This window comes from Roseovarius sp. MBR-79, from assembly GCF_053628555.1.
Window position 1 is genome coordinate 44,424 of sequence record NZ_JBRJGP010000006.1, and the last position, 23,787, is coordinate 68,210.

Below are 23,787 nucleotides of genomic sequence, written 5' to 3' on the forward strand. Positions count from 1 at the left end.
ATTCTTGAAACTGACAGGCGCATTGATGTAAGCGGGATAAAAGCCGCGCGCGGCCATGACAAGAGGGCAGAGATGACAGCGTTCCAAACCCGACTGATGCGCAGCCTTGCGTTCTGCGCGCTGCTCGGGGTCGCGTCCTGTGCGGCGACCTACCGCAATCACGGCTACATCCCGCCCGAGGAAGACCTTCAGAACCTGATTATCGGTGTGGACGGCCGTGCAACCGTCGATGACCTGATCGGCGCGCCCGCGCTTTCGGGGATTTCGGGCGACGGCGATTATTATTATGTGCGCTCGCGCTCGCGCACCAAAGGCATGTTCCGCTCGAAGGAGGTGGAGCGGCAGGTGCTGGCGATCTCGTTCAACGAGGACGACACCATCGCCAATATCGAGACTTTCGGTCTGGAAGATGGCCGGATCGTTCCGCTGACGCGGCGCGTGACCGACAACTCGGTGGTCAAGACCGGCTTCCTGCGGCAGTTGCTCAACAATATCGGGGCGCTCAACCCGGCTGACGCGTTTGGCGGTTAGGGTCATGGCGCTGTCATGGCTTTCGTGCTAGGGCAGAGCAGGGTCGTGACACGGGGGGCTTTGGATGGAGGAGATTCGCCAAGGTCGGTATCTGGCGCGTCTGGCCCGTGATCCCGACGATATCGCCCGCGCGCAGGCGCTGCGCGCGCAGGCGTTTCTGGGCCGGGTGGGCACCGATGTGGATGCGCATGACGCCGTCTGCCTGCATGTCCTGATCGAGGAGACGGCAAGCGGCGATCTGGTCTGCTGTTTTCGGGTGCTCCTGCTCGATGGCGGTGCCGATATCGCGCGCAGCTATTCGGCGCAGTTCTATGAATTGTCCGCACTTGGGGGATTCGAGGGGCGCATGGCCGAGATGGGCCGCTTTTGCCTTGCGCCCGATCGGCACGATCCCGACATCCTGCGCGTGGCGTGGGCGGCGATGACGCGGCTGGTGGATGCGCACGGGGTGCAGATGCTGTTCGGCTGCTCGTCCTTCAAGGGGGTCGAGGCCGATCCCTATCTCGACGCCTTCGCCATGCTGGGCAAGCGTCACCTTGCGCCGCGCCGCTGGTGGCCGCGCGTCAAGGCGCCCGCCGTCTATCGCTTTGCGCAGCGGCTCAAGCGGCACAAGCCTGACCTGAAACTGGCCATGCGGCACATGCCGCCCCTGCTGCGCACCTACCTCATGATGGGCGGATGGGTCAGCGATCATGCGGTGATCGACAGGCAGATGGGCACGCTGCATGTCTTTACCGGGGTCGAGATCAACGCCATTCCGGCGGCCCGCCAGCGTCTTCTGCGCGCGCTCGCAGGCTGAGGCTTGACGCCGCCCGGGGGCCGGGATAGCCCCCGACCATGGCCCGCGCACCGCTTCTCCAACTGTCCGGAATTTCGCTCACCTTCGGGGGGGAACCGGTCTTTGACGACCTGTCGCTCATCGTGCAGCCGGGTGACCGGGTGGCGCTTGTCGGGCGCAACGGATCGGGCAAGTCAACGCTGATGAAGGTCATGGCCGGTCTGGTCGAGCCGGACCGGGGCGAGCGTATCGTCGCACCCGGCGTGAGCGTGGGCTATATGGAGCAGGAGCCCGCGATGACGGGTTTTGCCACGCTTGGCGATTATGCCGCGTCCAATCTCGATCCGGGCGAGATGTATCGCGTCGAGATGGCGGGCGAGGGGCTGAAATTCGATCCGGCGCGCCCGGTGGCGACCGCCTCGGGCGGCGAGCGGCGGCGCGCTGCGCTGGCGAAACTGATGGCCGAGGCACCGGAACTGATGTTGCTCGACGAGCCGACGAACCATCTCGATATCGAGGCGATCGGCTGGCTGGAGGAGGCGCTGCGCAGCACGCGCCGCGCCTATGTGGTGATCAGCCACGACCGCGCCTTCCTGCGTGAACTTACCCGCGCAACCCTCTGGATAGACAGAGGAATGACGCGGCGGCAGGAAGAGGGATTCGGCGGATTTGAGGCCTGGCGTGACCGCATCTGGGACGAGGAGGACATGCAGCGCCACAAGCTCAACCGCAAGATCAAGGCCGAGGCCCGGTGGGCCGTCGAGGGGATCAGCGCGCGGCGCAAGCGCAATCAGGGCCGGGTGCGCGCGCTTCAGGAGCTGCGCGCCGAGCGCAGCGCGCAGATCAAGCGGCAGGGCACGGCGGCCATGGCGCTCGAGTCCGGCCCAAGTTCGGGGCGAAAGGTTTTCGAGGCGAAAGAGATTACAAAGGCTTACGGGGACAAGCTCATCCTGCGCCCGTTCAGTCTTCGGGTCATGCGCGGCGAGCGGGTGGCCTTTGTCGGCCCCAATGGCGTGGGCAAGACGACGCTTCTCAAGATGCTGATGGGCGAAGAGAAGCCCGACAGCGGCACCGTGACCCATGGCACCAACCTGATGCCCGCCGTGTTCGACCAGGCGCGCGCGCGGCTCGATCCGGAAATGACCCTGTGGGAGAGCCTGACGGGTGACACGGATATGCGCGTCTCCGGGCAGGCCGATCAGGTGCTCGTGCGCGGCCAACCGCGCCATGTGGTGGGCTATCTCAAGGATTTCCTGTTCGATGAGCGGCAGGCCAGAGCGCCGGTCAAGTCCTTGTCGGGGGGCGAAAAAGCGCGGCTCCTGCTGGCCCGGATCATGGCGCGTGAAAGCAATGTCCTCGTGCTCGACGAACCCACGAACGATCTCGACATCGAGACGCTCGACCTGCTTCAGGAACTGCTCGACGATTACGATGGCACCGTGCTTCTGGTCAGCCATGACCGCGATTTCCTCGACCGCGTGGCGACCACGACCATCGCGATGGAGGGGGACGGCCGCGCGGTGACCTATGCCGGGGGATGGTCGGATTATCGCGCGCAACGGCTTGAAGATGCGCCGGACTGGACCAGGACCCCGGCCAGATCCGGTGACAGGAAGCCGGAGTCGAAGCGGCAGAAATCCGCCTCGGAGCGCCTCAGCTTCACCGAGAAGCACAGGCTCGAGGAACTGCCTGCCCAGATCGCACGGCTCGAGGCCGAGATCGCGAAGCTCGAGGGGCTGTTGGCCGATCCGGAGCTTTTCACCCGCGAGCCGGTCAAGTTCCGCCGCGCGACCGAGGCGCTCACCCAGCGTCAGGCTGCCTTGGCCGAAGCCGAGGAGGAGTGGCTCATTCTTGCCGACAAGGCAGAAGGCTGAGCTTCACTGCATCCTGAGCGCGCCATCGAGGCGGATCACCTCGCCATTGAGATAGCCGCAGTCCACGATGAAGGCCGCAAGCCGCGCATATTCCGCCGGATCGCCGAGCCGCTTGGGAAAGGTCACCTCGGCGGCAAGGTTGTCCTGCACCTCTTGCGGCAGGCCGCGCATCATCGGCGTGGAGAATATCCCCGGCGCAATGGCCATCACGCGGATGCCCTCGCGCGCCAGATCCCGCGCCATCGGCAGCGTGAGCCCCACGATCCCGCCCTTGGAGGCGGCATAGGCGGCCTGACCCTTCTGCCCGTCGAAGGCCGCGATCGAGGCGGTGTTGACGATCACGCCACGCGCGCCGTCCGCGTCGGGTGCGTTCCTGGCCATTTCTGCGGCGGCAAGGCGCGCGACGTTGAACGTGCCGACAAGGTTGATGTCGAGCGTGCGCCGGAAGGCATCGAGCGGGTGCGGCCCGTCGCGCCCGAGCACCTTGGCCCCGGTGGCGACGCCCGCACAGTTGATCACCGCCGTGATCCGGCCCATGGCGGATTTGGCCGCGGCAATGGCGGCGGCGACCGAGGCTTCATCGGTCACATCCGTCTCGGCAAAACTCGCCCCGATTTCGGCGGCCACCTCCGCGCCGCGCGCGCCGTCGCGGTCGAGAATCGTCACCTCCGCGCCCTGGGCTCGAAAGTGCCGCGCCGTCGCCTCGCCAAGCCCCGAAGCCCCGCCGGTGATGATCGCGGCTGTGTCGGTGATGCGCATGGGGGACCTCCATTAAATGAACGTATGTTCAATACCGCGCCCGCACCGCCCTGTCAAAACCCAAATGGCGGGCTGGACAGGGGATGCGGCCGGTCTATCCTGCCAGTGATGGTTTTGCGCGCCTCATTCGTCACTCTGCTGCTCTGCCTGCCTGCGCCCATCGTCGCGCAGGAGGCCGAGTGGCTTGACATGGCGCGGCGCGGCTGGAGCTATGAGTTGCGCGAGACCATGGTGGGCCGTGACCTGTCGATCCCGGTGCAGATCAGCGGGCGCGCGCTGGCCCGGTCCGATATCTGTGTTGTGGGGGAGGCCCCACGCCCCGAGACCCGCGCCATCCTCGACGCCTTCACGGCGCTTCTGGGGCATGTCCATGCGCACACCCCGCGCCTGATCGCAGCGGACGGGGCGCAGGACTGCCCCGAGACCGCGCAGGTCCTGTTGCGGCTGCGCTCGGGCACGGGGCCCGAGACGGGAATAACCCGCGATATCGCCTGGATGGAGGCGCGCTTTGCCCTCGGCCTGCCGCCGCGCCATGACTGGACGGCAACCGCCCCGGCCATGGTGCAGACGTTTTTCGGGCGGCGGGGCGCGGTCACGCATATCCTCGTGGAACAGGCGGCGGGTGCGGGCAACGCCACCGATGCGCGCTATTTCCGCTCGATCCTGATCGAGGAGATGTTTCAGGCCTTCACCTTCGGCATGGATATCCTGCATCTCGACGCGCGCACGCCCTATCTGTCGAAGCTGGAAGAGCGCCCCCTGCGCATGGTGCGCCGCCCCCTGCCGGGCACGCCGGAATATCGCCGCGCGCTTCTGGCCAGCAACCCGCCCGCGCTCTGCCCGTTTGATATCCTGATGCTGCACGCCGTGGCCGAGGCCCCGGTGACCGAGACCAACGGCCCGGATTTCGTTGCCTTCATCAAGGCGGAGTTCGCGGACCTGCGCGCGCGCGCAGAGGCCACCATGCAGGACGCGCGCTTTGCCCCGCTGCTCGATCCCGCCTGCCGCCCCGTCGCGGATTAAGACCAAGGGCGGTCTTTGCCGCTGCCCGTCTTTGGCGCTAGCGTGATCGGCGACGCCCCGCAGCGGGCCGCAGAATCGGAGAGGGCGCGCATGGCATCAGCGGCACAGGAGCGGATGACCGCGCTCAAGGGCGCGCTCGGCGGCGCGCTGGCGGGACAGGAGCGGCTGATCGAGCGGCTGATGATTGCGCTCGTGGCGGGTGGTCACCTGCTCATCGAGGGACCGCCCGGCGTTGCCAAGACCCGCGCGGTCAAGGCGCTGGCGGCAGGCGTCTCGGGACGTTTCGCGCGCATCCAGTGCACGCCCGATCTGGTGCCGTCGGATCTGACCGGCACGCCGGTCTATCACCCCCATGACGGCACGACCGAGTTTCTGCCCGGCCCGGTCTTCAGCAATCTCGTGCTGGTCGACGAGATCAACCGGGCACCCCCCAAGGTGCAATCGGCGCTTCTGGAGGCGATGGCCGAGGGGCAGGTGACGGCAGGCGGCGAGACGCACCGCCTGCCAGCACCCTTCCTTGTGGTGGCCACGCAGAACCCGATCGAGCATGACGGCACCTTTCCGCTGCCCGAGGCGCAGCTTGACCGTTTCCTGCTCTATACCGTGCTGCATCTGCCCGATGCCGAAACCGAGCGGCGCATCCTCGATCTGGTCGAGGCCGAGAGCATGGCGGGGCCGGCCGCAGCGAGGCCCCCCGCGCTCGACCCCGCCACATTGGCGATGGCGCAGCAGGAGGCGGCCTCGGTGCATCTGGCACCCGAACTGCGCGATTACATCGTCCGGCTGGTGATGGCCACGCGCGAGGGGCCGCTTGCCGCCGGGATCGAACATGCCGTCTCGCCGCGCGGCTCGCTGGCGCTGGCGGCGGCGGCGCGGGCGCGCGCCTGGCTTCGGGGCCGCGATCACGCGCTCCCCGAGGATGTGGCGGAGCTTGCCCCCGACGCGCTGGCGCACCGGATGGTGCTGCGCTGGTCGGCGGTGGCCGAGGGGCGCGCGCCGCGCGCGGTGGTGGCCGATCTGCTGGCAAAGGTAGAGCCGCTGTGAGCGCGCCGCTCGACGCCCCCGGCGTGGCGCTTGCCGCCGAGACGCTGATCGCGCTGCGCCACGAGGCGCTGGCGGCGCGCCGTGCGTCGGTGACGGCGGCGCTACCGGGGGGGGTGGCCGTGCGCGCGCGCGGGCAGGGGCTCGAGATGGCGGGCACGCGCGCCTATGTGCCCGGCGACGATATCCGCCGCATCGACCGGGGCACGAGCGCGCGCACCGGGCGGCTTCATCTGCGCGAGTTCAGCGCCGAGCGCGACCGCGTGACCCTTCTGGTGGCCGATTTCCGCCCCTCGATGTTCTGGGGGGTGGGGCGCGCCTTTCTGTCGGTCGCCGCCGCCGAGGCGCTGACGCTGATCGGCTGGCAGACGGTCGAGGAGGGCGGGCGCGTGGGGCTTTTGGCGCTGAGCGCCGCCGGGGCCGAGGTGGTGCGCCCGAGGGGCCGCGCGCGCGGCATGCTGGAGGTGATCGGCACTATGGTGCGCGCGCACGCGGCCGCGCTGGCGGCGGGGCGGGACGGGGCCGGGGACCCGGCGCTGGACGCGATGCTGGAACAGGCGGCGCGGCTCGCCCCGACCGGGGCCGAGATCGTGCTCGCCTCGGGGTTCGAGGCCCCCGGCGAGGGGCTGGCCGACCGGCTGGGCGCGCTCGGGCGCAGGCGCGCGTTGCGGCTTCTTCTGGTGACCGAGGCGCTGGCCGGGCGCTTGCCGCCCGGACGCTATCCGATCCGGCCCATGGGCGGCGCGCCCGTGACGCTGCGGTTGGGGGCGGGGGAGTGCGAACCGCTGCCCGACCGGACCGACATCGCCGGGCAAAGCGCGCTGGTGCTCGACGCGGGCGCGCGCCCCGCGCTCACCGCGCGGCGGCTGGCGGCAGAGGCGCGGCAGCCATGAGCGGGGCGATTGACGAGGCGGCGATGCTGGCCGCCCTCCACGACATCCGCCTGCCCGAGGCCGCAGCGGGCGGCGCGCCTGCCGATCTGGCGGCGGCGACAGCACTTGGCGCGGCACTGGCGCTCGGGGTGGCGGGGCTGATGCGGCTGCTGGCGCGGCGGCGGCAGGGGCCGCGCGCGCCGACGCTCGCTGATCGGCTAGAGGCGCTCAAGGGGCAGGATGCGGCGGCGCGGCGTGTGGCGCTTCTGCATCTGCTGCGCGATCACTGGCCGGAAAAATATACCGCCCTAAAACCGACGCTCTACCGACGCGATGCCGCCCTCGATCTTGACGCGCTCGAAGCGGCGCTGCGCCGCCATGGGTGAGCTGGCCGCGCCCTGGGCGCTGGCCCTGCTGCCGCTGCCCTGGCTCTTGCGCCGCCTGCTGCCTCCGCGCGCGAATGGCGCGGGCTGGCTGATGGTGCCGGGGCGCATCGGGGCCGATCTGGCGCGCGCGTCGCGGGGCATGGGGCGGGCGCGTGGCGGCGCGGTTTTGCCGTGGATTATCTGGGGCCTCGTGGTGCTGGCGCTGGCCGGCCCGCGCGATCTGAACCCGTTGCGCGCGCTCAGGCTGAGCGGGCGCGATCTGGCGGTGGTGCTCGATCTGTCGGGCTCCATGGTGCGCACGGATTTTCATCTCGACGGCGCGGACATCAGTCGGCTGGAGGCCGTGCGCAAGACCGGTGCCGAGTTCCTGCGCCGTCGCGGCGGGGACCGCGTGGCGCTTGTTCTCTTCGGCTCCGAGGCCTATGTCGCCGCGCCCTTCACCCATGATGTCGAGGCCGTCGCGCGGCGCATCGAGCAGGCAGAGATCGGCATTTCCGGGCGCGCGACGAACATCTCCGACGGCCTTGGCCTTGCGCTCAAGCGGCTGGGCGGGTCGGAGGCCGCATCGCGCGTGGTGATCCTGCTGTCGGATGGCGAGAACAACGCGGGGCAAACCGATCCGCGCGGCGTGGCGTCTCTTGCGGAGCGGATGGGGGTGCGGGTGCATACCATCGCGCTTGGCCCCAAGGATATCGAGAGCGCCGAGGCGGGCGAGCGCGGCGTGGTCGATGCCGCCACGCTGCGCGCCATCGCCGAGGTTTCGGGCGGCAGCTATTTCCGGGTGCGCGACATGGCCGATCTGGAGGCCGTGGGCGCGGCGCTCGACCGGCTGGAGGCGACCGAGAGCGCGGGTCTTGCGGCCGAGGTTCACCGCGACTGGTGGCGCTGGCCTGCGGGGGCTGCGCTTTTTCTGACGCTGGCGATGCTGTGGCGGGGGCCGGGATGAGCGCGCTTGCGGTGACGTTTCTGCATCCCGGCTGGCTCTGGGCGCTGCCCGCGCTCGGGCTTCTGGCGCTCTGGCTCTGGCGGCGGCGGGGGGCGGCGGGCGACTGGGGGCGCGTGGCCGATCCCGGCCTGTTGGCGGCGATGGCCGTGATGGGGCGCGTGGCACAAGGCACCGGGCGCGCGCGCCTCGTCGCCGCGCTGGCGTTGGCGGCGCTTCTGGTGCTCGCGCTGGCGGGTCCGGCGGTGGAGCGGCGCGATGCGGTCTCCTATCGCAATCTCGACGGGGTGCTTTTCGTGGTGGACCTCTCGGCGGGCTTTGCCGACGGTCCCGGCTGGCCCGACATGCTGGCGGCGGTGCAACTGGCGGTGACGGGGCTTGGTGCGCGGCCCGCAGGCCTGATCGTCTATGCGGGCGATGCCTACACGGCGCTCGACATGAGCGCCGATCACCGCGAACTGGCGCAGACGCTTCTTGTGCTCGACGCCGAAACGGTGCCCGATGCGGGCGCGGCCCCGGCGCGCGCGCTGGCGCTGGCGCAGGAGCGGTTGCGGCTGGCCGAGGTGCTGGCGGGCGACGTGGTGCTTGTGACCGGCGGCGCGGGGGTTGACGCGCGGGCATTGGCGGAGGCGGCACAAATCGCCGGGGCGGGGGCGCGGGTCTCGGTCGTCACGGACGTGCCTGAGGGCGCGGTTCTGGCGGCAGGCGGCGGCCGCGTGTTCGCGCCGCAGGCGGCCGGGGCGCTGGCGGAGTGGCTGTCCGAGAGCGCGCGGCCACGGCTGGAGCGGCAGGGCTACCGGCTGCTCTTCTGGCACGATCTGGGGCGGTATCTGCTGGCGCTGGCGCTCTTGCCGCTGCTGGTCCTCATGCGGCGGGCGGGGACATGAGGGCGCTGGCGGTCATCACGCTGCTGGCGGGCGGCTTGGCGCTGGCGCTTGGCGGGGCGGCACCCTTTGGCCGGGTGGCGCTGGCGCTCGGGCTGCCGCGCGTGGCGGCGGCGCTCTTTGATGAGCCGGGCTGGCGGGGCGTGGCGTGGTATCGCGCGGGCGAGATGGACCGCGCGGCGGCGGAGTTTGCGGCGGCGGGCATGATGCTCAACCTCGGCAATGCGGAATTGCGGCGGGGCAACCCTGCGGCGGCGCTGGAGGCCTATGACCGGGGGCGCGCGGCGGGCGATGCGCAGGCGGCGGCGAATTTCGATCTGCTGGCGGCGTTTTACGCGGGAACGGCCCTCGATCCCGCCACGATCGTGGCCTTCCCCAAGCGCGACAAGGGGCCGGAGATGGCCGCGCCCATCGGGCGCGGCGACGGGCGCGCCTCGGGCACCGGCGACGGCAGCACCAATAGCGGACCGACCCCGGGCATCGCGCGGCTGCGCAGCACCGGCCCCTACGAGGTGCGCCGGGTCTTTGCCGACAGCCATGTTGCCGCCGATGACCGCTGGTTGCGGCAGTTGCGCGATGTGCCGGGCGATTACCTCAAGGCCCGGATCGCGCAGGAGCACAAACGCCGCAAGGCGGAGGCGGGGCGATGAGGGTGCTGATCGCTCTGCTGTGTCTCTGTGCGACCGGGGCATGGGCGCAGACCCGCGAGGTGCGCCCCGGCGATTTGGACCTGACCGTGACGGTGGAGCAGAGCGCGCATGTGCCCCATGCGGGCGAGATGATCCTTTTGACCATCGAGGGCCGATATCGCCGCCACATCACGCTGGAAAAGCTGGAACAGCCCGCGCTTGACGGTTTCGGCTGGACGCAGCTTGGCCCCGATAGCTGGCATGAGGAGCGCGAGCGCGGTCAGCCGGTCAAGGTGTTCCGGCGGCGCATGGCGCTTTTCCCGGAGGTGGCGGGGGAGTTGGAGATCGGGTCCTTCACCCATCGGCTGACGCTGACCGGGGAGGGTGACAAGTGGTTTGACTACCCGCTGACCTCCGAACCGGTGCGTGTCTCGGTGCAGCCCGCGCCGGTGCCGCTGGCCGAGTGGTTCCCGGTGCGCGGGTTGCGCATCACCGACGAGTGGTCGAACCCGCCCGATCAGCTTGCCCCCGGCGAGGGGGTGTTGCGCGTGATCCGGCTGGAGGCGCTTGGCGCGCTGCCGGGGATGGTGCCGCCGATGCCGGAATTGCGCTCGCCCTCGGGCGGGGTCTTTGCCCATCCGGTCAAGCATCTGGTGGACCTCACCGCGCGCGGGCCGGTCACGATCACCTTCTGGCGCTGGACGATCCGGCCCGGCAACGGCGTGTCGGCCATCGTGGAGCCGGTGGCATTCGACTATTTCGACAGCGCGAACCGGGTGGCGCGGCGGGTGGAGATCGGCGCGCAACGCGTGGCCTATGGCGCGGTGGTCCCGGTGGCGCGCGAGGCCGTTGTGATCACGCCTGCGCGGCTGCCCGGAGCGGTCGAGGCGCTTGTGGCGCTGGCGGTGTTCGTGGCCGGGCTGGCGCTGGTTCTGGCCGGGTGGCGGCCCGGCGGCTGGCGCTGGCGGCCCGGTGATCCGCTGGCACGGCAGGCGCGGCGCGCGGCGCGGGCAGGGGATGCGGCGGGCTTGCGTCGTGCGCTGGCGGCAATGATCGCCCGGGACGGGCCGGACGGCGCGCGCCAGGCGGCTCTTGACCGGCTCGACGGGGCGGTGTTCGGTCGCGCGCAGGGGGCACCCGACCTTGTCACCCTTGCGCGCGCGGCCCGGTCACGCGGTTGGACGGCTTCAGGAGTTGACTGAAACAATCCGGGTCTGCCGGTTGCGCATCGCATGCTCGGGCAAGGCCGGAAGGCGCGCTGTCTGTCGGCAGATCCAGTCGATCACGCAGCGCAGGTCGGAGTCCTCGCTGCGGCTCTCGTGATAGATCATGTGAAGGTCGCGTGTGAGGTCAAGCCCGCTGCCGGGGATGTGGTCGAACGCGGGTTCGGACGCCCCCACCACGACCGGAAGGATGCCCGCAAGGCCAAGCGTGTGCATGGACATGACCGCCTGGGCGAAGCTATCGACCTTGAGGGCGGGTTCGGTGCCGAACCAGGTTTCGCGCGCCTCGGAGTAGCGGGCGGCGTAGCGGTCGGTCAGGCTCACCCAACCGTCCCCGTGCTGCCAGCCGGATGGCGCGTAGAGGCCGAAGGCGATGCTGCCGCAGCGGCGCGTCTTGATCCGTCCGCCCTCTGGCAGGGTAAAGACCAGCGCCACGTCGCACATGCCCAGCCCGACCTCCTGGATGCGGTTCTCGAAAACGGGACGCAGGCCGGGCACGGCACTGCGCAGCGCGCCAAGCGCGGGGATGAGCACCTCCACTATGACCGAGGGCATGGCACCGATGCGGATCTCGCGCGGGGCCTCCGGATCGGTGTCGATCAGGCGCCCGATCTCCGAGGCGATGGCCCCGTCGGCATGTTCGAACGTCTCGATCAGCGCGGTGATGCGGGGATTGAGCAGCCAGTCGCCTTCGGTCTTGATGAAGGGTGACACGCCGAGTGACTCGCGCAGGCGTGCGATCTGGCGTGACACGGTCGAGGTGGTCGTGTCCAGTTCCACCGCCGCGCGCGTCATGGAGCCGCAGCGATGCACCGTGAGCGCAACGCGCAGATCGTCAAAAAGACGGGCATAGGAGAGGTCGGAGCGGGACGTGGGCACGGCTGGTATGATCCTTTTCGGTTCGTGTGACATCGGGGTGCGGCGCTGCGGCAAACTTGCACGCAAATGAGGATACGCAGGCTGAAAACAAGGCCCTTCAATGCAAGGCCGATATGAGCTCAGCGGGACTGTCTGATTGATGACAGGCTAACACAATGAGGCCCAATGATGAACCCGGTGTGCATGTTTAGGGGCCTGATCGGCCAGAAACCACCTGCCCCTTTGGGTAGGGCGTCATCCGGGGGTCACGACCTGCCAGCCGCCATCCGGCAGGCGCCGCGCACAGCTTGTCGAGTTAAGCGGCGGTTGCGCGCTGTCTGGCGCAGGCGCGGGCGTGTCGCGGGGGCAGGCGGGCAGGCGCACGGGGCGGAAACCGGCCTCTGCCATGCATTGATCCACCACGCGGGCGCGCAGATCGGCATTGGCGTCGTAGCTCTCGGTGCGGCCCGGTTCGACCAGCACGAATCCGCGATGAAACCGGCCATGCGGCCCGTGATGGACGCGCGGGATATACCGTGGCGGCACATAGGTGGTGCGGATGTCGCGCGGCACGTCGCGCAAGGCCGCCACCTCGCATCGCGTGCGCAGCGCCGCGACCTGATCGGGCCCCGCGCCGGTCTTGTGAAAGAGCGGCGGCGGCGCGCAGGCGGTGAGGGCAACGAGGCAAAGAAGGAGCATGAGGCGCGACATGGCGGCACAATAGCAGCAGAGATGGCCGGGGACAAAGCGATTGACCGGTTTAGAGGCTTCTGTCATGCAACGGCCTCAGTCAGGACGGGGCGAAGGGCATGAAGGTCATCATCTGCGGGGCCGGTCAGGTGGGCTGGCAGATCGCGCGGCACCTCTCGGGCGAAAACAACGACGTGACGGTGGTGGACAGCAACCCCGATCTGGTGCGCCGCGCCACCGATACGCTCGACGTGGCCGGGATCATCGGCTTTGCCTCCTATCCGGATGTGCTCGACCAGGCGGGCGCGCGCGATGCCGAGATGATCATCGCCGCCACCTATTCCGACGAGGTCAACATGGTGACCTGCCAGGTGGCGCATTCGGTCTTTGGCATCCGGCGCAAGATCGCGCGGCTGCGCAGCCAGACCTATCTCGATCCGGCCTATGCCGATCTTTACCGCCGCGACCACATGCCGATCGACGTGATGATCAGCCCCGAGCGCGAGGTGGCGCAGGCGGCGCTGCGGCGACTGTCGGTGCCCGCGGCCTTCGATACCGAGCTTTTCATGGACGGGGCCGCGCAGCTCATGGGGCTGCGGCTTGACGGGGACTGCCCGGTGCTCAACACGCCCTTGCGGCAGCTCAGCGATCTCTTTTCGACGCTGCGGGTGGTGGTGCTGGCGGTGCGGCGCGAGGGGCGGCTCTTTGCGCCCGAGGCGGGGGATCAGCTTTTCGAGGGCGATGAGGCCTACCTCTTTGCGCCGGTGGAGGATGTGCCGCGCACACTCGAGGTCTTTGGCAAGTCGCAGAAGAAGCAGGAGCGGGTTGTGATCATCGGCGGCGGCAATATCGGCCTGTCGGTGGCGCGGTCGCTGGAAAAGCGGCAGGGCGGGCGCATCCGCGCCAAGGTGATCGAGATGAACCGCGCCCGCGCGGAGGTTGCGGCGGATGCGCTGGAGCGGACCATTGTGCTCAACGGCGACGGGCTCAACGCCGCGATTCTCGCCGAGGCGGGGATTGCGCGCGCCGACGCGGTTCTGGCCGTCACCGATGACGACAAGACCAACATGCTGGCCGCCGTGCGCGCCAAGTCCGAAGGCTGCCCCTTCGCCATCGCGCTGATCAACGATCCCACCCTCGTGCCGCTGCTCGAGCCCTTGGGGATCGACGCCTATATCAACCCGCGCTCGACCACGGTCAGCTCGATCCTGCGCCATATCCGGCACGGGCGGGTGCGCGGGGTCTATTCGATCGGCGACGCCGAGGGCGAGGTTCTGGAGGCAGAGGTGCTGTCGACCTCCTCCATCGCGGGCGCGGCGTTGCGCGACATCGACTTTCCCGAGGGGGTGCTTGTGGGGGGCGTGCGCAAGGGCGGACAGATCCACAAGCCCTCTGGCGGGCTTCGGGTCGAGGCGGGCGATGTCATCGTGATTTTCGCGCTTGCGGCGGATGTGGCGGCGGTCGAGCGGCTGTTGCAAGTCTCGGTCGATTATTTCTGATGCCATGAGCGCGCGGATCCTCCGATTTCCCTTGATCCTGATCCTCGGCGGTCTGGCGGCGCTCATGATGTTCCTGCCCGCCATCGATGCGTCGATGCGGGGCAACAGTCAGGTGGGGCGGGCGTTCCTCTATTCGGGGGCCTTGGGTCTTGCGGCGGTGATCTGTCTGGGGCTGGCGATCTCGAACCGGGTGGCCACGCGCGAGCCGACCGATGTGCAGAACCTCGCCTCGCTCCTGCTGGCCTATCTGGTGCTGCCGCTCTATCTGGCCCTGCCGTTTTATCTGGGGGTGCGCAATACCACGTTTCTGAATGCCTGGCTGGAGATGGTGTCGAGCCTGACCACCACGGGTGCCTCGATGTTCGACGCGACGGGCCGCATCAAGGAAAGCCTTCATCTGTGGCGCGGGCTGGTGGGCTGGGCTGGGGGGCTGCTCATCTGGGTGTCCGCCTTCGCGGTGCTGGCGCCCATGAGCCTTGGCGGCTTCGAGGTCACCGTGCGCGCCGAGCCGGGGCAGGATGACGCGGTGCTGGGCCGGTTTCAACGCGCGCGCCCGGCGCGGCGGCTGGCAATCGCCACGCGCACGCTTGTTCCGGTCTATGGCGGGCTGACGCTGGTGCTGTGGATCGCGCTGATGGCGACGGGAGAGCGGTCTTTCGTGGCGCTCATCCATGCCATGTCCACGCTGGCGACAAGCGGGATCTCTCCCATCGGCGGGTTTCAGAACGCGGCGTCGGGGCTTGTGGGCGAGGGGGTGGTCTTCCTCTTTTTCATCTTCGCACTGTCGCGGCTCACATTCTCGTCGGACACTGTGCCGACCGCGCGTCCCGGTCTGATCAACGATCCCGAGTTCCGGCTGGGGGTGCTGATCGTGGCGGTGGTGCCGCTGATCCTGTTCCTGCGCCACTGGATCGGGGCCATCGACATCGAGGCGGGGGCGACCTTTGCGGAGGCGCTGCACGCGCTCTGGGGGGCGGTCTTCACGGTGCTGTCCTTCCTTTCGACGACCGGTTTCGAGAGTGCCGACTGGCAGGCGGCGCGGGCCTGGTCGGGTCTGGGCACGCCGGGCCTCATCCTCATCGGGCTGGTGATGGTGGGCGGCGGGGTGGCCACGACGGCGGGCGGCGTCAAGCTCTTGCGCGTCTACGCGCTCTATCTGCACGCGCAGCGCGAGATGGAGCGGCTGGTGCATCCCTCCTCGGTGGGGCGCGCCTCTGATACCGGGCGACGCATCCGGCGGCAGGGGGCTTATGTGGCATGGGTTTTCTTCATGCTGTTTGCGATCTCGCTGGCGGGGGTGACGGCCGGTCTTTCGCTGGCGGGGCTCAATTTCGAGACGGCGCTCATCGTCGCCCTGTCCGGGCTCTCGTCCACGGGGCCGCTGATCCACAGCGCCGCCGAGGTGCCGATCCGCCTTGTGGAGCTTGGGGCGGGAGCCAAGATCATCTATGCGGGCGCGATGGTGCTGGGGCGGGTCGAGACGCTGGCGCTGATCGCGCTGCTCAACCCGGCGGCTTGGCGCACGTGAGCGCCCATGACAGGGCATTGAAATTCGGGCTGGAAACCCGGCCCGTTGCAAGACATACTCGGCCCGTCAGCGATGAATTTCCGCGTCGAAACGCGGCGCGAGCAAGAACAAGGGCAGGGAACGCAATGGCTTCGGATCGTCAGAATTTGCAGGACGCTTTTCTCAACCACGTGCGCAAGACCAAGATTCCGGTCACGATCTTCCTGATCAATGGCGTGAAATTGCAGGGCGTGATCACGTGGTTCGACAATTTCTGCATCCTGCTGCGCCGCGACGGGCAATCGCAGCTTGTCTACAAGCACGCGGTTTCCACCATCATGCCGTCGCAGCCGGTTTCGCTCTATGAAGGCGATGGCGAGAATTGAGGGAACACGCGCGCCCGATCACGCGGGCCTTTGTCATCCATCCTGAAATCGCCGGTGCCGAACGCGACCGTGAGCCCGCGCTTGCGCTGGAGGAGGCCGTGTCGCTGGCGCGCGCACTGCCCGATCTGGAGGTGGTGGGCGCCGTGGCCGTGCGATTGCGCAAGCCCGACGCGGGCAGGCTTTTCGGCAAGGGCAAGCGCGAGGAGTTGCACGCCGCGATTGCCGGGGCGGAGGCTGAACTGGTGCTGGTCGATGGTCCGCTCAGCCCGGTGCAGCAGCGCAATCTTGAAAAGCTCTGGGAGGTGAAGATCCTCGACCGGACGGGCCTGATCCTGGAAATATTCAGTGATCGGGCGGCGACGCGCGAGGGCGTGCTTCAGGTCGAGATGGCGGCGCTCAGCTATCAGCGCACGCGGCTGGTACGGGCATGGACCCACCTTGAGCGGCAGCGCGGGGGTCTCGGGTTCGTCGGCGGCCCCGGCGAGACGCAGATCGAGGCGGACCGGCGCGCCATCGACGAGCAGCTTGTGCGGCTGCGGCGGCAACTCGACAAGGTCGCGCGCACGCGCACCCTCCACCGCGCCGCGCGGGCCAAGGTGCCCTTTCCCGTCGTGGCGCTGGTGGGGTATACGAATGCCGGGAAATCGACCCTCTTCAACCGGCTGACCGGGGCCGATGTCCTGGCCAAGGACATGCTCTTTGCCACGCTCGACCCGACCATGCGGCGCGTCGCCCTGCCGGGTGGCGGCCCCGAGGTGATCCTGTCGGACACGGTGGGGTTCATCAGCGATCTGCCGACCGAACTGGTGGCGGCGTTTCGCGCCACGCTGGAAGAGGTGCTGGCCGCCGATCTCATCGTGCATGTGCGCGACATCTCGCATCCCGAAACGCAGGCGCAGGCGGATGATGTCGCGGCGATCCTCGAAAGCCTCGGGGTGGATGAGGCGGTGCCGCGTCTGGAGGTCTGGAACAAGATCGACCGGCTGGACGAGGGGGCGCATGACACGGTGCTGACGCAGGCGGCGCGCAGCGAAGGGGTGCTCGCGCTCTCGGCTGTGACGGGCGAGGGGCTGGCGGCGCTTGTTGCCGCGATCGGCGAGGTGCTGGCGCAGGTCACCCATCTGAGCAAGCTGCATCTGGGGTTCGACGAGGGGCGCAGGCGCGCCTGGCTCTTCGAGAGGGACCTTGTCGAAGACGAGCGTCAGGGCGAGGACGGTTTCGATCTGACCGTGCGCTGGAGCGCGCGCGACGAGGCGCGGTTTCGCGCGCTTTGAGGCGGCAAACCGGGCCTTTGCGGAAAATATCCAAAAGCCGTGCGCGGCGCTTGACGAGGGCGCGGGGGACGCTTAGAAGCGCCACACGTCCGAGGGATCGGGCGGGCAGCGAGCGGTTGTAGCTCAGTTGGTTAGAGTACCGGCCTGTCACGCCGGGGGTCGCGGGTTCGAGCCCCGTCAACCGCGCCACCGCTGCCCCGAACGATCCCGATGACGCATTGCGCGGTTGTAGCTCAGTTGGTTAGAGTACCGGCCTGTCACGCCGGGGGTCGCGGGTTCGAGCCCCGTCAACCGCGCCATTTTCCCGTTTTGTCCGATCCCTGAGGCGGCGCGCCCGTGGTGCGCGGGGAATTTGAGTATTTCTGGAACAGTGAAGCTCAGGGCGACAGAAACCCGAGCAGCGCGGCGGCGGTCTCCTCGGGGGCGGTATCGGGGAAGAAGTGCCCGCCCGTGATGGCACGGGCCTGCATGTCGGTGCATTTCGGGGCCCATGTGGCGGGCACGTCGTAATGTCTGGCCATGGCGCCCGTCGCCCCGTAGAGGATGAGCGTGGGGCAGGCGAGGCGCGCCGTCGCATCCGCGCTGTCATCGGCCATGTCATCGCCGAGCGTGGCGCGGTAATCGTTGCACATGCCGCGGATCGTGTCCGGATCGCGCCAGGCGGCGCGATACTGTGCGAGTTGGGTCGCGTCGAAATCCGAGAGCTGCGCGCCGCCCCAGCCGAGCAGGCAGGATTCGAAATAGCGATCGGGGTCGGCGGCGATCATGCGGTCGGGAAAGGGCGCGGGCTGGGCGAGGAAGAACCAGTGGTAATAGGCGCGCGCCACCGGCCAGCGCAGGTCCGAGAGCAGCGTGTGGGTGGGGATGATGTCGAGGAGCGCAAGACGCGCTACCCGGTCGGGCGCATCAAGCGCCAGACGATGCGCCACCCGCGCGCCCCGGTCATGGCCGATGAGGGCAAAGGTTGCGTGGCCGAGACTGGCCATGAGGGAGGTCATCTCTCGGGCCATGGCGCGGAAGCTGTAGGCGGCGAGGTCTTCGGGCTTGGTCGAGGCCCCGTAGCCGGGCAGGTCGGGGCAGATCACGGTATGGGTGCGCGCCAAGGCGGGGGCGATATGCGCCCACATGGCGCGGGTCTGGGGAAAGCCATGCAAGAGCAGGAGCGGCGGACCGTCGCCGCCGATGCTGAAGGCGAGCGTGTCCGTCCGGTGATCGGTGAAGCCGGGGATCATCGCGTGAGCGCGTCCAGCACGCGCGCCCAGCTTCGGATGCCCTTGTGGAAGCTCTGGACATTGTATTTCTCGTTGGGGGAATGGATGGCGTCATCCTCTTGCGCGAAGCCGATGAGCATGGCGTCGAGCCCGAGGATCTGTTTGAAAAACCCCGCGATGGGGATCGAACCGCCCATGCCGGTAAAGACCGCCTCGCGGTTCCATTCGTCGGAAAGCGCCTGGCGCGCTGCCTCGAATTCGGGGCGGTTGGTGTTCATCACGGCGGCGGGAGAGCCGTCAAGGTTCTGGTCCCAGGTGATTTTCGCGTCGGGCGAAAGCCGCTCCTCGACATGTTTGCGGATTTTGCGGCGCAGGCTGTCGGGGTCCATGTCGCCGACAAGGCGGCAGGTGAGCTTGCAATGCGCCTCTGACGGGATGACCGTCTTGGTGCCGGCACCCTGGTAGCCGCCCCAGAGGCCGTTGATTTCCAGCGTCGGGCGCGCCCATTGCTGCTCCAGCGTCGAATAGCCCTGCTCGCCATGGGCGCGGGTCATGCCGACCGAGGAGAGGTATTCGTGCTCGTCAAAGCCGCTGTTCTGCCATTGGCGCAAAAGGTCCTCCGGCACCTCGTGCACGCCCTCGTAGAAGCCCTCGACGGCGACGCGGCCCTGATCGTCGTGGAAGGTGGCGATGAGGCGGGAGATTTCGCGGAGCGGGTTGAGCGCGGGGCCGCCGTAATGGCCGGAATGGAGGTCGATGCGGGGGCCGGTAATGGTGAACTCGTCCTTGAGCATGCCCCGGAGTTGCGAGGCGATGGAGGGGATGCCGGGGGCAACCATGGAGGTATCGCAGATGAGTGCCAGATCGGCGGAAAGCTCGTCGGCATTGGCCTTCATGAAGGGGATGAGCGAGGGCGAGCCCGATTCCTCCTCGCCCTCGAAGAAGAAGGTGATCGCGCAGGGCAGGTTGCCGTGGACCGCTTTCCACGCGCGGCAGGCCTCGATGAAGGTCATGAGCTGGCCCTTGTCATCGGAGGCGCCGCGCGCGCGGATCACTTTTCCGTGGGGGGTGTCCTGAAGTTCGGGCGCAAAGGGATCGGTGTGCCACAGCTCGAGCGGGTCCACGGGTTGCACATCGTAATGGCCGTAGAAGAGAAGGTGGGGCCCGTCGCCGTCGATATGGCCCACGACCATCGCGCGGCCCGGGGTGGCGCGTTTTTCCGCTTTGACGCCGAGGCTTTGCAGATCGGCCACCAGCCAGTCGGCGGCGGCATCGCAGTGGGCGGCATAGGCCGGGTCCGTCGAAATCGACGGGATGCGCAACAGCTCCAGGAGGCGGTCGAGCGCCTCGGGCAAGGTGTCGTCGATGCGGGCGAGGGTGGCGGTGAGGGTCATGACGGGCCTTTGCGCTTGGTATATGTCCGGGTCGAGGGTATCAGGCGCGGCGGTGCTGTCCAGAGTTTGACCGAGGTCAAGGAGGGCAGGGGCGGCAATTTGTAATCTGGCGTCACGCGACGGGTGCTTTTACATGGTGCCCGACAGGACAGAAGTGGCCGAAAGGTGCCACAGCGCCGGGCACGCCCGCGCCAACGGAAGGAAGATGCCAGTGAACTACGCGGCCAGGCTCGATCAAGCGATCAACCGTCTGCACGAGGAGGGGCGTTATCGCACCTTCATCGACATCGAGCGCAAGAACGGCAATTTTCCCCATGCGCTCTGGCGGCGGCCCGATGGTGCCGAGCAGCCGATTACCGTCTGGTGCGGCAATGACTACCTCGGCATGGGGCAGCATCCCGAGGTGCTGCGCGCGATGCACGAGGCGATTGATGCAACCGGCGCGGGATCGGGTGGCACGCGCAACATTTCCGGCACGACCGTCTATCACAAGCGGCTGGAGGCCGAGTTGGCCGACCTGCATGGCAAGGAGGCGGCGCTGCTTTTTACCAGCGCCTATATCGCCAATGACGCCACGCTTTCGACGCTCCCCAAGTTGTTTCCGGGCCTGATCATCTATTCGGACGCGCTCAACCACGCCTCGATGATCGAGGGCGTGCGGCGCAATGGCGGGGCCAAGCGGATTTTCCGCCACAATGACGTGGCGCATCTGCGCGAATTGCTGCAAGCCGACGATCCGGGTGTGCCCAAGCTCATCGCGTTCGAGAGCGTCTATTCGATGGATGGCGATTTCGGACCCATCGAGGCGATCTGTGATCTGGCCGACGAGTTCGGCGCGCTGACCTATATCGACGAGGTGCACGCCGTCGGCATGTATGGGCCGCGCGGCGCGGGGATTTGCGAGCGGGACCGGCTGATGCACCGGCTCGACATCATCAACGGCACGCTGGCCAAGGCCTATGGCGTGATGGGCGGCTATATCGCGGCCTCCGCGAAAATGTGCGACGCGGTGCGCAGTTACGCGCCGGGGTTCATCTTTTCGACCTCGCTTGCCCCGGCGTTGGCAGCGGGGGCCACGGCCTCGGTCGCGTATCTCAAGACGGTCGAGGGACAAAAGCTGCGCGAGCGCCATCAGACGCAGGCGCGGATCCTCAAGACCCGGCTCAAGGGGCTTGGCCTGCCGCTGATCGACCATGGCAGCCACATCGTGCCGGTGATCGTGGGCGACCCGGTGCATACCAAGGCGCTGTCGGACATGCTGCTCGAGAGGTATGGCATCTACGTGCAGCCGATCAATTTCCCGACCGTGCCGCGGGGCACCGAGCGGCTGCGCTTCACCCCCTCGCCGGTGCACGGGTCCGATGAGATGGACAAGCTCGTGCAGGCGATGGACGATCTCTGGGCACATTGCGCGCTCAACCGCTCAGAAATGGCGGGATGACGCTGCGACGGGTGCAATTGTCATTGTCATGTGTTAATCTGGCGTAAAGAAAAGGGCAGGGGGCGAATCGAGAGTCCAACCCCAAGCCATGGGACACGCGAGAGGCACAAGAGCGCATGATCGGGCGGTGGAACGCACGCAAGGAAAAGGCTGAATACGCCGACACTCGTGGCTTTGATGCCTATGAGGTGCGTCTTGGCGACCTGATGCGCGGCGAACGGGCCACGCTTGGAAAGTCGCTGCTTGATGTCGAGCGGGAGCTTCGGATCCGCGCCAACTATGTCGCCGCCATCGAAAACGCGGATCCCTCCGTCTTCGATACCCCCGGTTTCATCCCCGGTTACGTGAGATCCTATGCGCGTTACCTCGGGATGGACCCGGACAAGGCCTTTGCCGCCTTTTGTGCGGAATCGGGATTTTCCATCGCGCATGGCATGTCGCAGGAGGCCTCCTCGCGCAGTGCGGCCGAGCGGAATGTGATCGCCAAACCGCGTGCTCAGGACCCGCTGATGGGAAATGGCACGCCGTTTTTGCCGGCCACCGAGAATTTTCTGGCGCGGATCGAACCGGCGGCGGTCGGATCGGCCCTGGTGCTGGTCGCTCTCATCGGGGCGATTGGCTATGGCGGCTGGAGCGTGCTTCGACAGGTGCAGCAGGTGCAGCTTGTGCCGGTGGAGAACACACCCGTCGTGCTCGCTGATCTCGACCCGCTGGCGCAGGTCGCGCGCGGGGAGAAGGTGGCGGAGGGTGCGGGCGTGTTCCAGCCCCCGCGCGAGGAGCGGGTGAGCAGGCTTTATCGCCCCAAGGCGCTTGATGTGCCGGTGATGGTGGCGCGTGACGCGCCGATATCGACGCTTGATCCGCGCGAGGTCGGCACGTTGAGCCCCGTCGCCCCGGTAACTGACCGCGAGAGCGCCATCGCATTCGCGTTGCGCGAGGCGCAGGAGATGGACCCGGACATGCCCCTGTCACCGCAGGTCGTTTCCAGTGACCGTGCCGGTGTTCAGGTTCTGGCGGTGCGTCCGGCATGGGTGCGGGTGAACGGGGCGGATGGCTCGGTCCTGTTCGAGGGTATCCTGAACGCGGGGCAGACCTATGAGGTGCCCGCGACCGAGGAACCGCCGGTCTTGCGGGTCGGTGAATCGGGGGCGGTCTATTTCGTCGTGAACGGGGCGCATTACGGCCCGGCAGGCCAGCGCGGGGCGGTTACGTCGAACGTGGCGCTTGAGGCCGGTGATCTTGTCGAGCGGTTCGCCGTCGCCGACATGGAGGCCGACCGCGATCTTCAGAGCCACATGGCGGCCATGTTGCAGTCAACGCAGGACTGAGCACGATTGCCGTGCGGGAGATGGCGCGCTATCTCTGGTGCAGAGAACATCCCAACCGAGCGGGGCTAAGCGATGTCGCACAATCCCATCCGCCCGTGGCGCAATATCGAGCGCCGCAAATCGCGTCAGATCATGGTGGGTCCGGTCCCGGTGGGTGGCGATGCGCCGATCACCGTGCAGACCATGACCAACACACTGACGACCGATGTGGCGGGCACCGTGGCACAGGTTCAGGCCGCCGCCGAGGCGGGGGCGGATATCGTGCGGGTTTCGGTGCCGGACGAGGCAAGCGCGAAAGCGCTGAAGGATATCGTGCGCGAAAGTCCTGTGCCGATCGTGGCGGATATACATTTCCATTACCGGCGCGGGATTGAAGCCGCCGAGGCCGGGGCGGCCTGTCTGCGGATCAATCCGGGAAATATCGGCAGCCCGGAACGGGTGCGCGAAGTCATTCAGGCGGCGCGCGATCACGGCTGTTCCATGCGGATCGGCGTCAATGCCGGAAGTCTTGAAAAGCATCTTCTGGACAAATACGGCGAGCCCTGTCCCGATGCGATGGTGGAATCGGGGCTGGATCATATCCGTATCCTTCAGGACAATGATTTTCACGAGTTCAAGATCAGCGTGAAAGCGTCGGACGTGTTCATGGCCGCCGCTGCCTATATGCAACTGGCCGAGGCGACGGACGCGCCCATCCATCTCGGAATCACCGAGGCGGGCGGGTTGATGACCGGCACGATCAAGAGCGCGATCGGGCTGGGCAACCTGCTTTGGTCGGGGATCGGCGATACGATCCGGGTGAGCCTCTCGGCCGATCCGGTGGAAGAGGTGAAGGTTGGCTATGAGATCCTCAAGGCGCTCGGGCTGCGGCATCGGGGGGTGAATATCATTTCCTGCCCGAGTTGCGCGCGGCAGGGTTTTGACGTGATCCGCACGGTGGAACGGCTTGAAGAACGGCTTGCGCATATAAAGACACCGATGAGCCTGTCGATCATCGGCTGCGTGGTCAACGGCCCCGGTGAGGCGCTGATGACCGATGTCGGCTTTACCGGTGGTGGGGCGGGCAACGGGATGGTCTATCTTGCGGGCAAGCAGAGCCACCGGATGGATAATGACGGCATGATCGAGCACATCGTCGAACAGGTCGAGCGCCGCGCGGCGGAGATCGAGGCCGAAAGCGCGAAGGCGGCGGAATAGATTAAGGTTTATTTAGTCTCGACAGGGCATACTCCAGCTCGTAGACATAGATATGGTGT

Annotated in this window: 23 protein-coding genes and 2 tRNA genes; 20 read left to right on the forward strand and 5 right to left on the reverse strand. The window is 67.8% G+C overall.

Annotated features, from left to right (window positions below):
• The first annotated feature begins 72 nt into the window (after positions 1 to 72).
• The 3 genes from ACSSV8_RS07655 to ACSSV8_RS07665 all read left to right on the forward strand — a co-directional run bounded on the left by ACSSV8_RS07655 (position 73) and on the right by ACSSV8_RS07665 (position 3,183).
• The gene (locus tag ACSSV8_RS07655) at positions 73 to 531 is read left to right on the forward strand and encodes an outer membrane protein assembly factor BamE (RefSeq protein WP_454282034.1); all 459 of its coding nucleotides are present in this window, start codon (positions 73 to 75) and stop codon (positions 529 to 531) included.
• Between the two features lie 64 nt (positions 532 to 595).
• A complete protein-coding gene (locus ACSSV8_RS07660) occupies positions 596 to 1,330 on the forward strand; it encodes a GNAT family N-acetyltransferase (RefSeq protein WP_454282035.1) in 735 nt (244 codons plus the stop codon).
• A 38-nt stretch (positions 1,331 to 1,368) separates the two neighbouring features.
• Complete coding sequence (locus ACSSV8_RS07665) at positions 1,369 to 3,183, forward strand: ABC-F family ATP-binding cassette domain-containing protein (RefSeq protein ID WP_454282036.1); 1,815 nt, start codon at positions 1,369 to 1,371, stop codon at positions 3,181 to 3,183.
• A 3-nt stretch (positions 3,184 to 3,186) separates the two neighbouring features.
• Here ACSSV8_RS07665 and ACSSV8_RS07670 read toward each other — a convergent pair whose 3' ends face one another.
• Positions 3,187 to 3,942: an SDR family NAD(P)-dependent oxidoreductase gene (locus ACSSV8_RS07670; RefSeq protein ID WP_454282037.1), complete on the reverse strand. Its 756-nt coding sequence runs from the start codon at positions 3,940 to 3,942 to the stop codon at positions 3,187 to 3,189.
• A 105-nt stretch (positions 3,943 to 4,047) separates the two neighbouring features.
• Between ACSSV8_RS07670 and ACSSV8_RS07675 the strand changes: the two genes are divergently transcribed.
• From ACSSV8_RS07675 to ACSSV8_RS07710, 8 genes are all read left to right on the forward strand, one after another.
• Positions 4,048 to 4,965, forward strand: a complete 918-nt coding sequence (locus ACSSV8_RS07675) for a hypothetical protein (RefSeq protein ID WP_454282038.1) — start codon at positions 4,048 to 4,050, stop codon at positions 4,963 to 4,965.
• A gap of 90 nt (positions 4,966 to 5,055) precedes the next feature.
• A complete protein-coding gene (locus tag ACSSV8_RS07680) occupies positions 5,056 to 6,009 on the forward strand; it encodes an AAA family ATPase (protein ID WP_454282039.1) in 954 nt (317 codons plus the stop codon).
• Entirely contained in the window at positions 6,006 to 6,899 is an 894-nt protein-coding gene (locus tag ACSSV8_RS07685) for a DUF58 domain-containing protein (RefSeq protein WP_454282040.1), read from the forward strand. Before ACSSV8_RS07680 ends, ACSSV8_RS07685 begins: the two co-directional genes overlap by 4 nt.
• Positions 6,896 to 7,264, forward strand: coding sequence for a hypothetical protein (locus ACSSV8_RS07690; protein ID WP_454282041.1), 369 nt, complete (start codon positions 6,896 to 6,898; stop codon positions 7,262 to 7,264). Before ACSSV8_RS07685 ends, ACSSV8_RS07690 begins: the two co-directional genes overlap by 4 nt.
• Positions 7,257 to 8,210 (forward strand): VWA domain-containing protein, encoded by a 954-nt coding sequence (locus ACSSV8_RS07695; protein ID WP_454282042.1) that lies wholly within the window; start codon positions 7,257 to 7,259, stop codon positions 8,208 to 8,210. The genes ACSSV8_RS07690 and ACSSV8_RS07695 overlap by 8 nt, the downstream gene beginning before the upstream one ends.
• Positions 8,207 to 9,094, forward strand: a complete 888-nt coding sequence (locus ACSSV8_RS07700; RefSeq protein WP_354538305.1) for a VWA domain-containing protein — start codon at positions 8,207 to 8,209, stop codon at positions 9,092 to 9,094. The genes ACSSV8_RS07695 and ACSSV8_RS07700 overlap by 4 nt, the downstream gene beginning before the upstream one ends.
• Positions 9,091 to 9,741, forward strand: coding sequence for a hypothetical protein (locus ACSSV8_RS07705; protein WP_454282043.1), 651 nt, complete (start codon positions 9,091 to 9,093; stop codon positions 9,739 to 9,741). Before ACSSV8_RS07700 ends, ACSSV8_RS07705 begins: the two co-directional genes overlap by 4 nt.
• Positions 9,738 to 10,922 carry a hypothetical protein gene (locus tag ACSSV8_RS07710; protein ID WP_454282044.1) on the forward strand — a complete coding sequence of 395 codons (1,185 nt, stop codon included), beginning with the start codon at positions 9,738 to 9,740 and terminating at the stop codon, positions 10,920 to 10,922. The genes ACSSV8_RS07705 and ACSSV8_RS07710 overlap by 4 nt, the downstream gene beginning before the upstream one ends.
• Here ACSSV8_RS07710 and ACSSV8_RS07715 read toward each other — a convergent pair.
• The gene (locus ACSSV8_RS07715) at positions 10,908 to 11,822 is read right to left on the reverse strand and encodes a LysR family transcriptional regulator (RefSeq protein WP_454282045.1); all 915 of its coding nucleotides are present in this window, start codon (positions 11,820 to 11,822) and stop codon (positions 10,908 to 10,910) included. The genes ACSSV8_RS07710 and ACSSV8_RS07715 overlap by 15 nt on opposite strands.
• Before the next feature lie 234 nt (positions 11,823 to 12,056).
• A complete protein-coding gene (locus tag ACSSV8_RS07720) occupies positions 12,057 to 12,578 on the reverse strand; it encodes a hypothetical protein (protein ID WP_454282046.1) in 522 nt (173 codons plus the stop codon).
• Between the two features lie 32 nt (positions 12,579 to 12,610).
• On the opposite strand from ACSSV8_RS07720, the gene trkA reads away from it, so the two are divergent.
• From trkA to ACSSV8_RS07750, 6 genes are all read left to right on the forward strand, one after another.
• Positions 12,611 to 13,990 carry a Trk system potassium transporter TrkA gene (trkA, locus tag ACSSV8_RS07725; RefSeq protein ID WP_354538300.1) on the forward strand — a complete coding sequence of 460 codons (1,380 nt, stop codon included), beginning with the start codon at positions 12,611 to 12,613 and terminating at the stop codon, positions 13,988 to 13,990.
• A 4-nt stretch (positions 13,991 to 13,994) separates the two neighbouring features.
• Positions 13,995 to 15,518 carry a TrkH family potassium uptake protein gene (locus ACSSV8_RS07730; RefSeq protein ID WP_454282047.1) on the forward strand — a complete coding sequence of 508 codons (1,524 nt, stop codon included), beginning with the start codon at positions 13,995 to 13,997 and terminating at the stop codon, positions 15,516 to 15,518.
• 125 nt (positions 15,519 to 15,643) lie between these two features.
• Positions 15,644 to 15,883 (forward strand): RNA chaperone Hfq, encoded by a 240-nt coding sequence (hfq, locus tag ACSSV8_RS07735; protein WP_210876827.1) that lies wholly within the window; start codon positions 15,644 to 15,646, stop codon positions 15,881 to 15,883.
• Positions 15,880 to 17,157 (forward strand): GTPase HflX, encoded by a 1,278-nt coding sequence (gene hflX / locus ACSSV8_RS07740; protein WP_354538298.1) that lies wholly within the window; start codon positions 15,880 to 15,882, stop codon positions 17,155 to 17,157. The genes hfq and hflX overlap by 4 nt, the downstream gene beginning before the upstream one ends.
• A gap of 112 nt (positions 17,158 to 17,269) precedes the next feature.
• Positions 17,270 to 17,346: transfer RNA gene (locus ACSSV8_RS07745), tRNA-Asp, on the forward strand.
• A 33-nt stretch (positions 17,347 to 17,379) separates the two neighbouring features.
• Positions 17,380 to 17,456: transfer RNA gene (locus ACSSV8_RS07750), tRNA-Asp, on the forward strand.
• A 78-nt stretch (positions 17,457 to 17,534) separates the two neighbouring features.
• Here ACSSV8_RS07750 and ACSSV8_RS07755 read toward each other — a convergent pair.
• Complete coding sequence (locus tag ACSSV8_RS07755; RefSeq protein ID WP_454282048.1) at positions 17,535 to 18,389, reverse strand: alpha/beta fold hydrolase; 855 nt, start codon at positions 18,387 to 18,389, stop codon at positions 17,535 to 17,537.
• A complete protein-coding gene (locus tag ACSSV8_RS07760) occupies positions 18,386 to 19,762 on the reverse strand; it encodes a M20/M25/M40 family metallo-hydrolase (protein ID WP_354538296.1) in 1,377 nt (458 codons plus the stop codon). Before ACSSV8_RS07760 ends, ACSSV8_RS07755 begins: the two co-directional genes overlap by 4 nt.
• Before the next feature lie 211 nt (positions 19,763 to 19,973).
• On the opposite strand from ACSSV8_RS07760, the gene hemA reads away from it, so the two are divergent.
• The 3 genes from hemA (at position 19,974) to ispG (ending at position 23,728) form a co-directional block, all read left to right on the forward strand.
• Positions 19,974 to 21,203: a 5-aminolevulinate synthase gene (hemA, locus tag ACSSV8_RS07765; RefSeq protein ID WP_454282049.1), complete on the forward strand. Its 1,230-nt coding sequence runs from the start codon at positions 19,974 to 19,976 to the stop codon at positions 21,201 to 21,203.
• Between the two features lie 116 nt (positions 21,204 to 21,319).
• Positions 21,320 to 22,531 carry a helix-turn-helix domain-containing protein gene (locus ACSSV8_RS07770; protein WP_454282050.1) on the forward strand — a complete coding sequence of 404 codons (1,212 nt, stop codon included), beginning with the start codon at positions 21,320 to 21,322 and terminating at the stop codon, positions 22,529 to 22,531.
• A gap of 72 nt (positions 22,532 to 22,603) precedes the next feature.
• Positions 22,604 to 23,728, forward strand: coding sequence for a flavodoxin-dependent (E)-4-hydroxy-3-methylbut-2-enyl-diphosphate synthase (gene ispG, locus ACSSV8_RS07775; RefSeq protein ID WP_454282051.1), 1,125 nt, complete (start codon positions 22,604 to 22,606; stop codon positions 23,726 to 23,728).
• The last annotated feature ends 59 nt before the right edge of the window (positions 23,729 to 23,787 follow it).

Excerpts from the sequence above, each read along its gene's own strand:
- ACSSV8_RS07655 (WP_454282034.1), top strand. The coding sequence starts at position 73 with ATGACAGCGTTCCAAACCCGACTGATGCGCAGCCTTGCGTTCTGCGCG.
- ACSSV8_RS07660 (WP_454282035.1), top strand. The coding sequence starts at position 596 with ATGGAGGAGATTCGCCAAGGTCGGTATCTGGCGCGTCTGGCCCGTGAT.
- ACSSV8_RS07665 (WP_454282036.1), top strand. The coding sequence starts at position 1,369 with ATGGCCCGCGCACCGCTTCTCCAACTGTCCGGAATTTCGCTCACCTTC.
- ACSSV8_RS07670 (WP_454282037.1), bottom strand. The coding sequence starts at position 3,942 with ATGCGCATCACCGACACAGCCGCGATCATCACCGGCGGGGCTTCGGGG.
- ACSSV8_RS07680 (WP_454282039.1), top strand. The coding sequence starts at position 5,056 with ATGGCATCAGCGGCACAGGAGCGGATGACCGCGCTCAAGGGCGCGCTC.
- ACSSV8_RS07690 (WP_454282041.1), top strand. The coding sequence starts at position 6,896 with ATGAGCGGGGCGATTGACGAGGCGGCGATGCTGGCCGCCCTCCACGAC.
- ACSSV8_RS07695 (WP_454282042.1), top strand. The coding sequence starts at position 7,257 with ATGGGTGAGCTGGCCGCGCCCTGGGCGCTGGCCCTGCTGCCGCTGCCC.
- ACSSV8_RS07700 (WP_354538305.1), top strand. The coding sequence starts at position 8,207 with ATGAGCGCGCTTGCGGTGACGTTTCTGCATCCCGGCTGGCTCTGGGCG.
- ACSSV8_RS07705 (WP_454282043.1), top strand. The coding sequence starts at position 9,091 with ATGAGGGCGCTGGCGGTCATCACGCTGCTGGCGGGCGGCTTGGCGCTG.
- ACSSV8_RS07710 (WP_454282044.1), top strand. The coding sequence starts at position 9,738 with ATGAGGGTGCTGATCGCTCTGCTGTGTCTCTGTGCGACCGGGGCATGG.
- ACSSV8_RS07720 (WP_454282046.1), bottom strand. The coding sequence starts at position 12,578 with ATGACAGAAGCCTCTAAACCGGTCAATCGCTTTGTCCCCGGCCATCTC.
- trkA (WP_354538300.1), top strand. The coding sequence starts at position 12,611 with ATGAAGGTCATCATCTGCGGGGCCGGTCAGGTGGGCTGGCAGATCGCG.
- ACSSV8_RS07730 (WP_454282047.1), top strand. The coding sequence starts at position 13,995 with ATGAGCGCGCGGATCCTCCGATTTCCCTTGATCCTGATCCTCGGCGGT.
- hfq (WP_210876827.1), top strand. The coding sequence starts at position 15,644 with ATGGCTTCGGATCGTCAGAATTTGCAGGACGCTTTTCTCAACCACGTG.
- ACSSV8_RS07755 (WP_454282048.1), bottom strand. The coding sequence starts at position 18,389 with ATGATCCCCGGCTTCACCGATCACCGGACGGACACGCTCGCCTTCAGC.
- ACSSV8_RS07760 (WP_354538296.1), bottom strand. The coding sequence starts at position 19,762 with ATGACCCTCACCGCCACCCTCGCCCGCATCGACGACACCTTGCCCGAG.
- ACSSV8_RS07770 (WP_454282050.1), top strand. The coding sequence starts at position 21,320 with ATGATCGGGCGGTGGAACGCACGCAAGGAAAAGGCTGAATACGCCGAC.
- ispG (WP_454282051.1), top strand. The coding sequence starts at position 22,604 with ATGTCGCACAATCCCATCCGCCCGTGGCGCAATATCGAGCGCCGCAAA.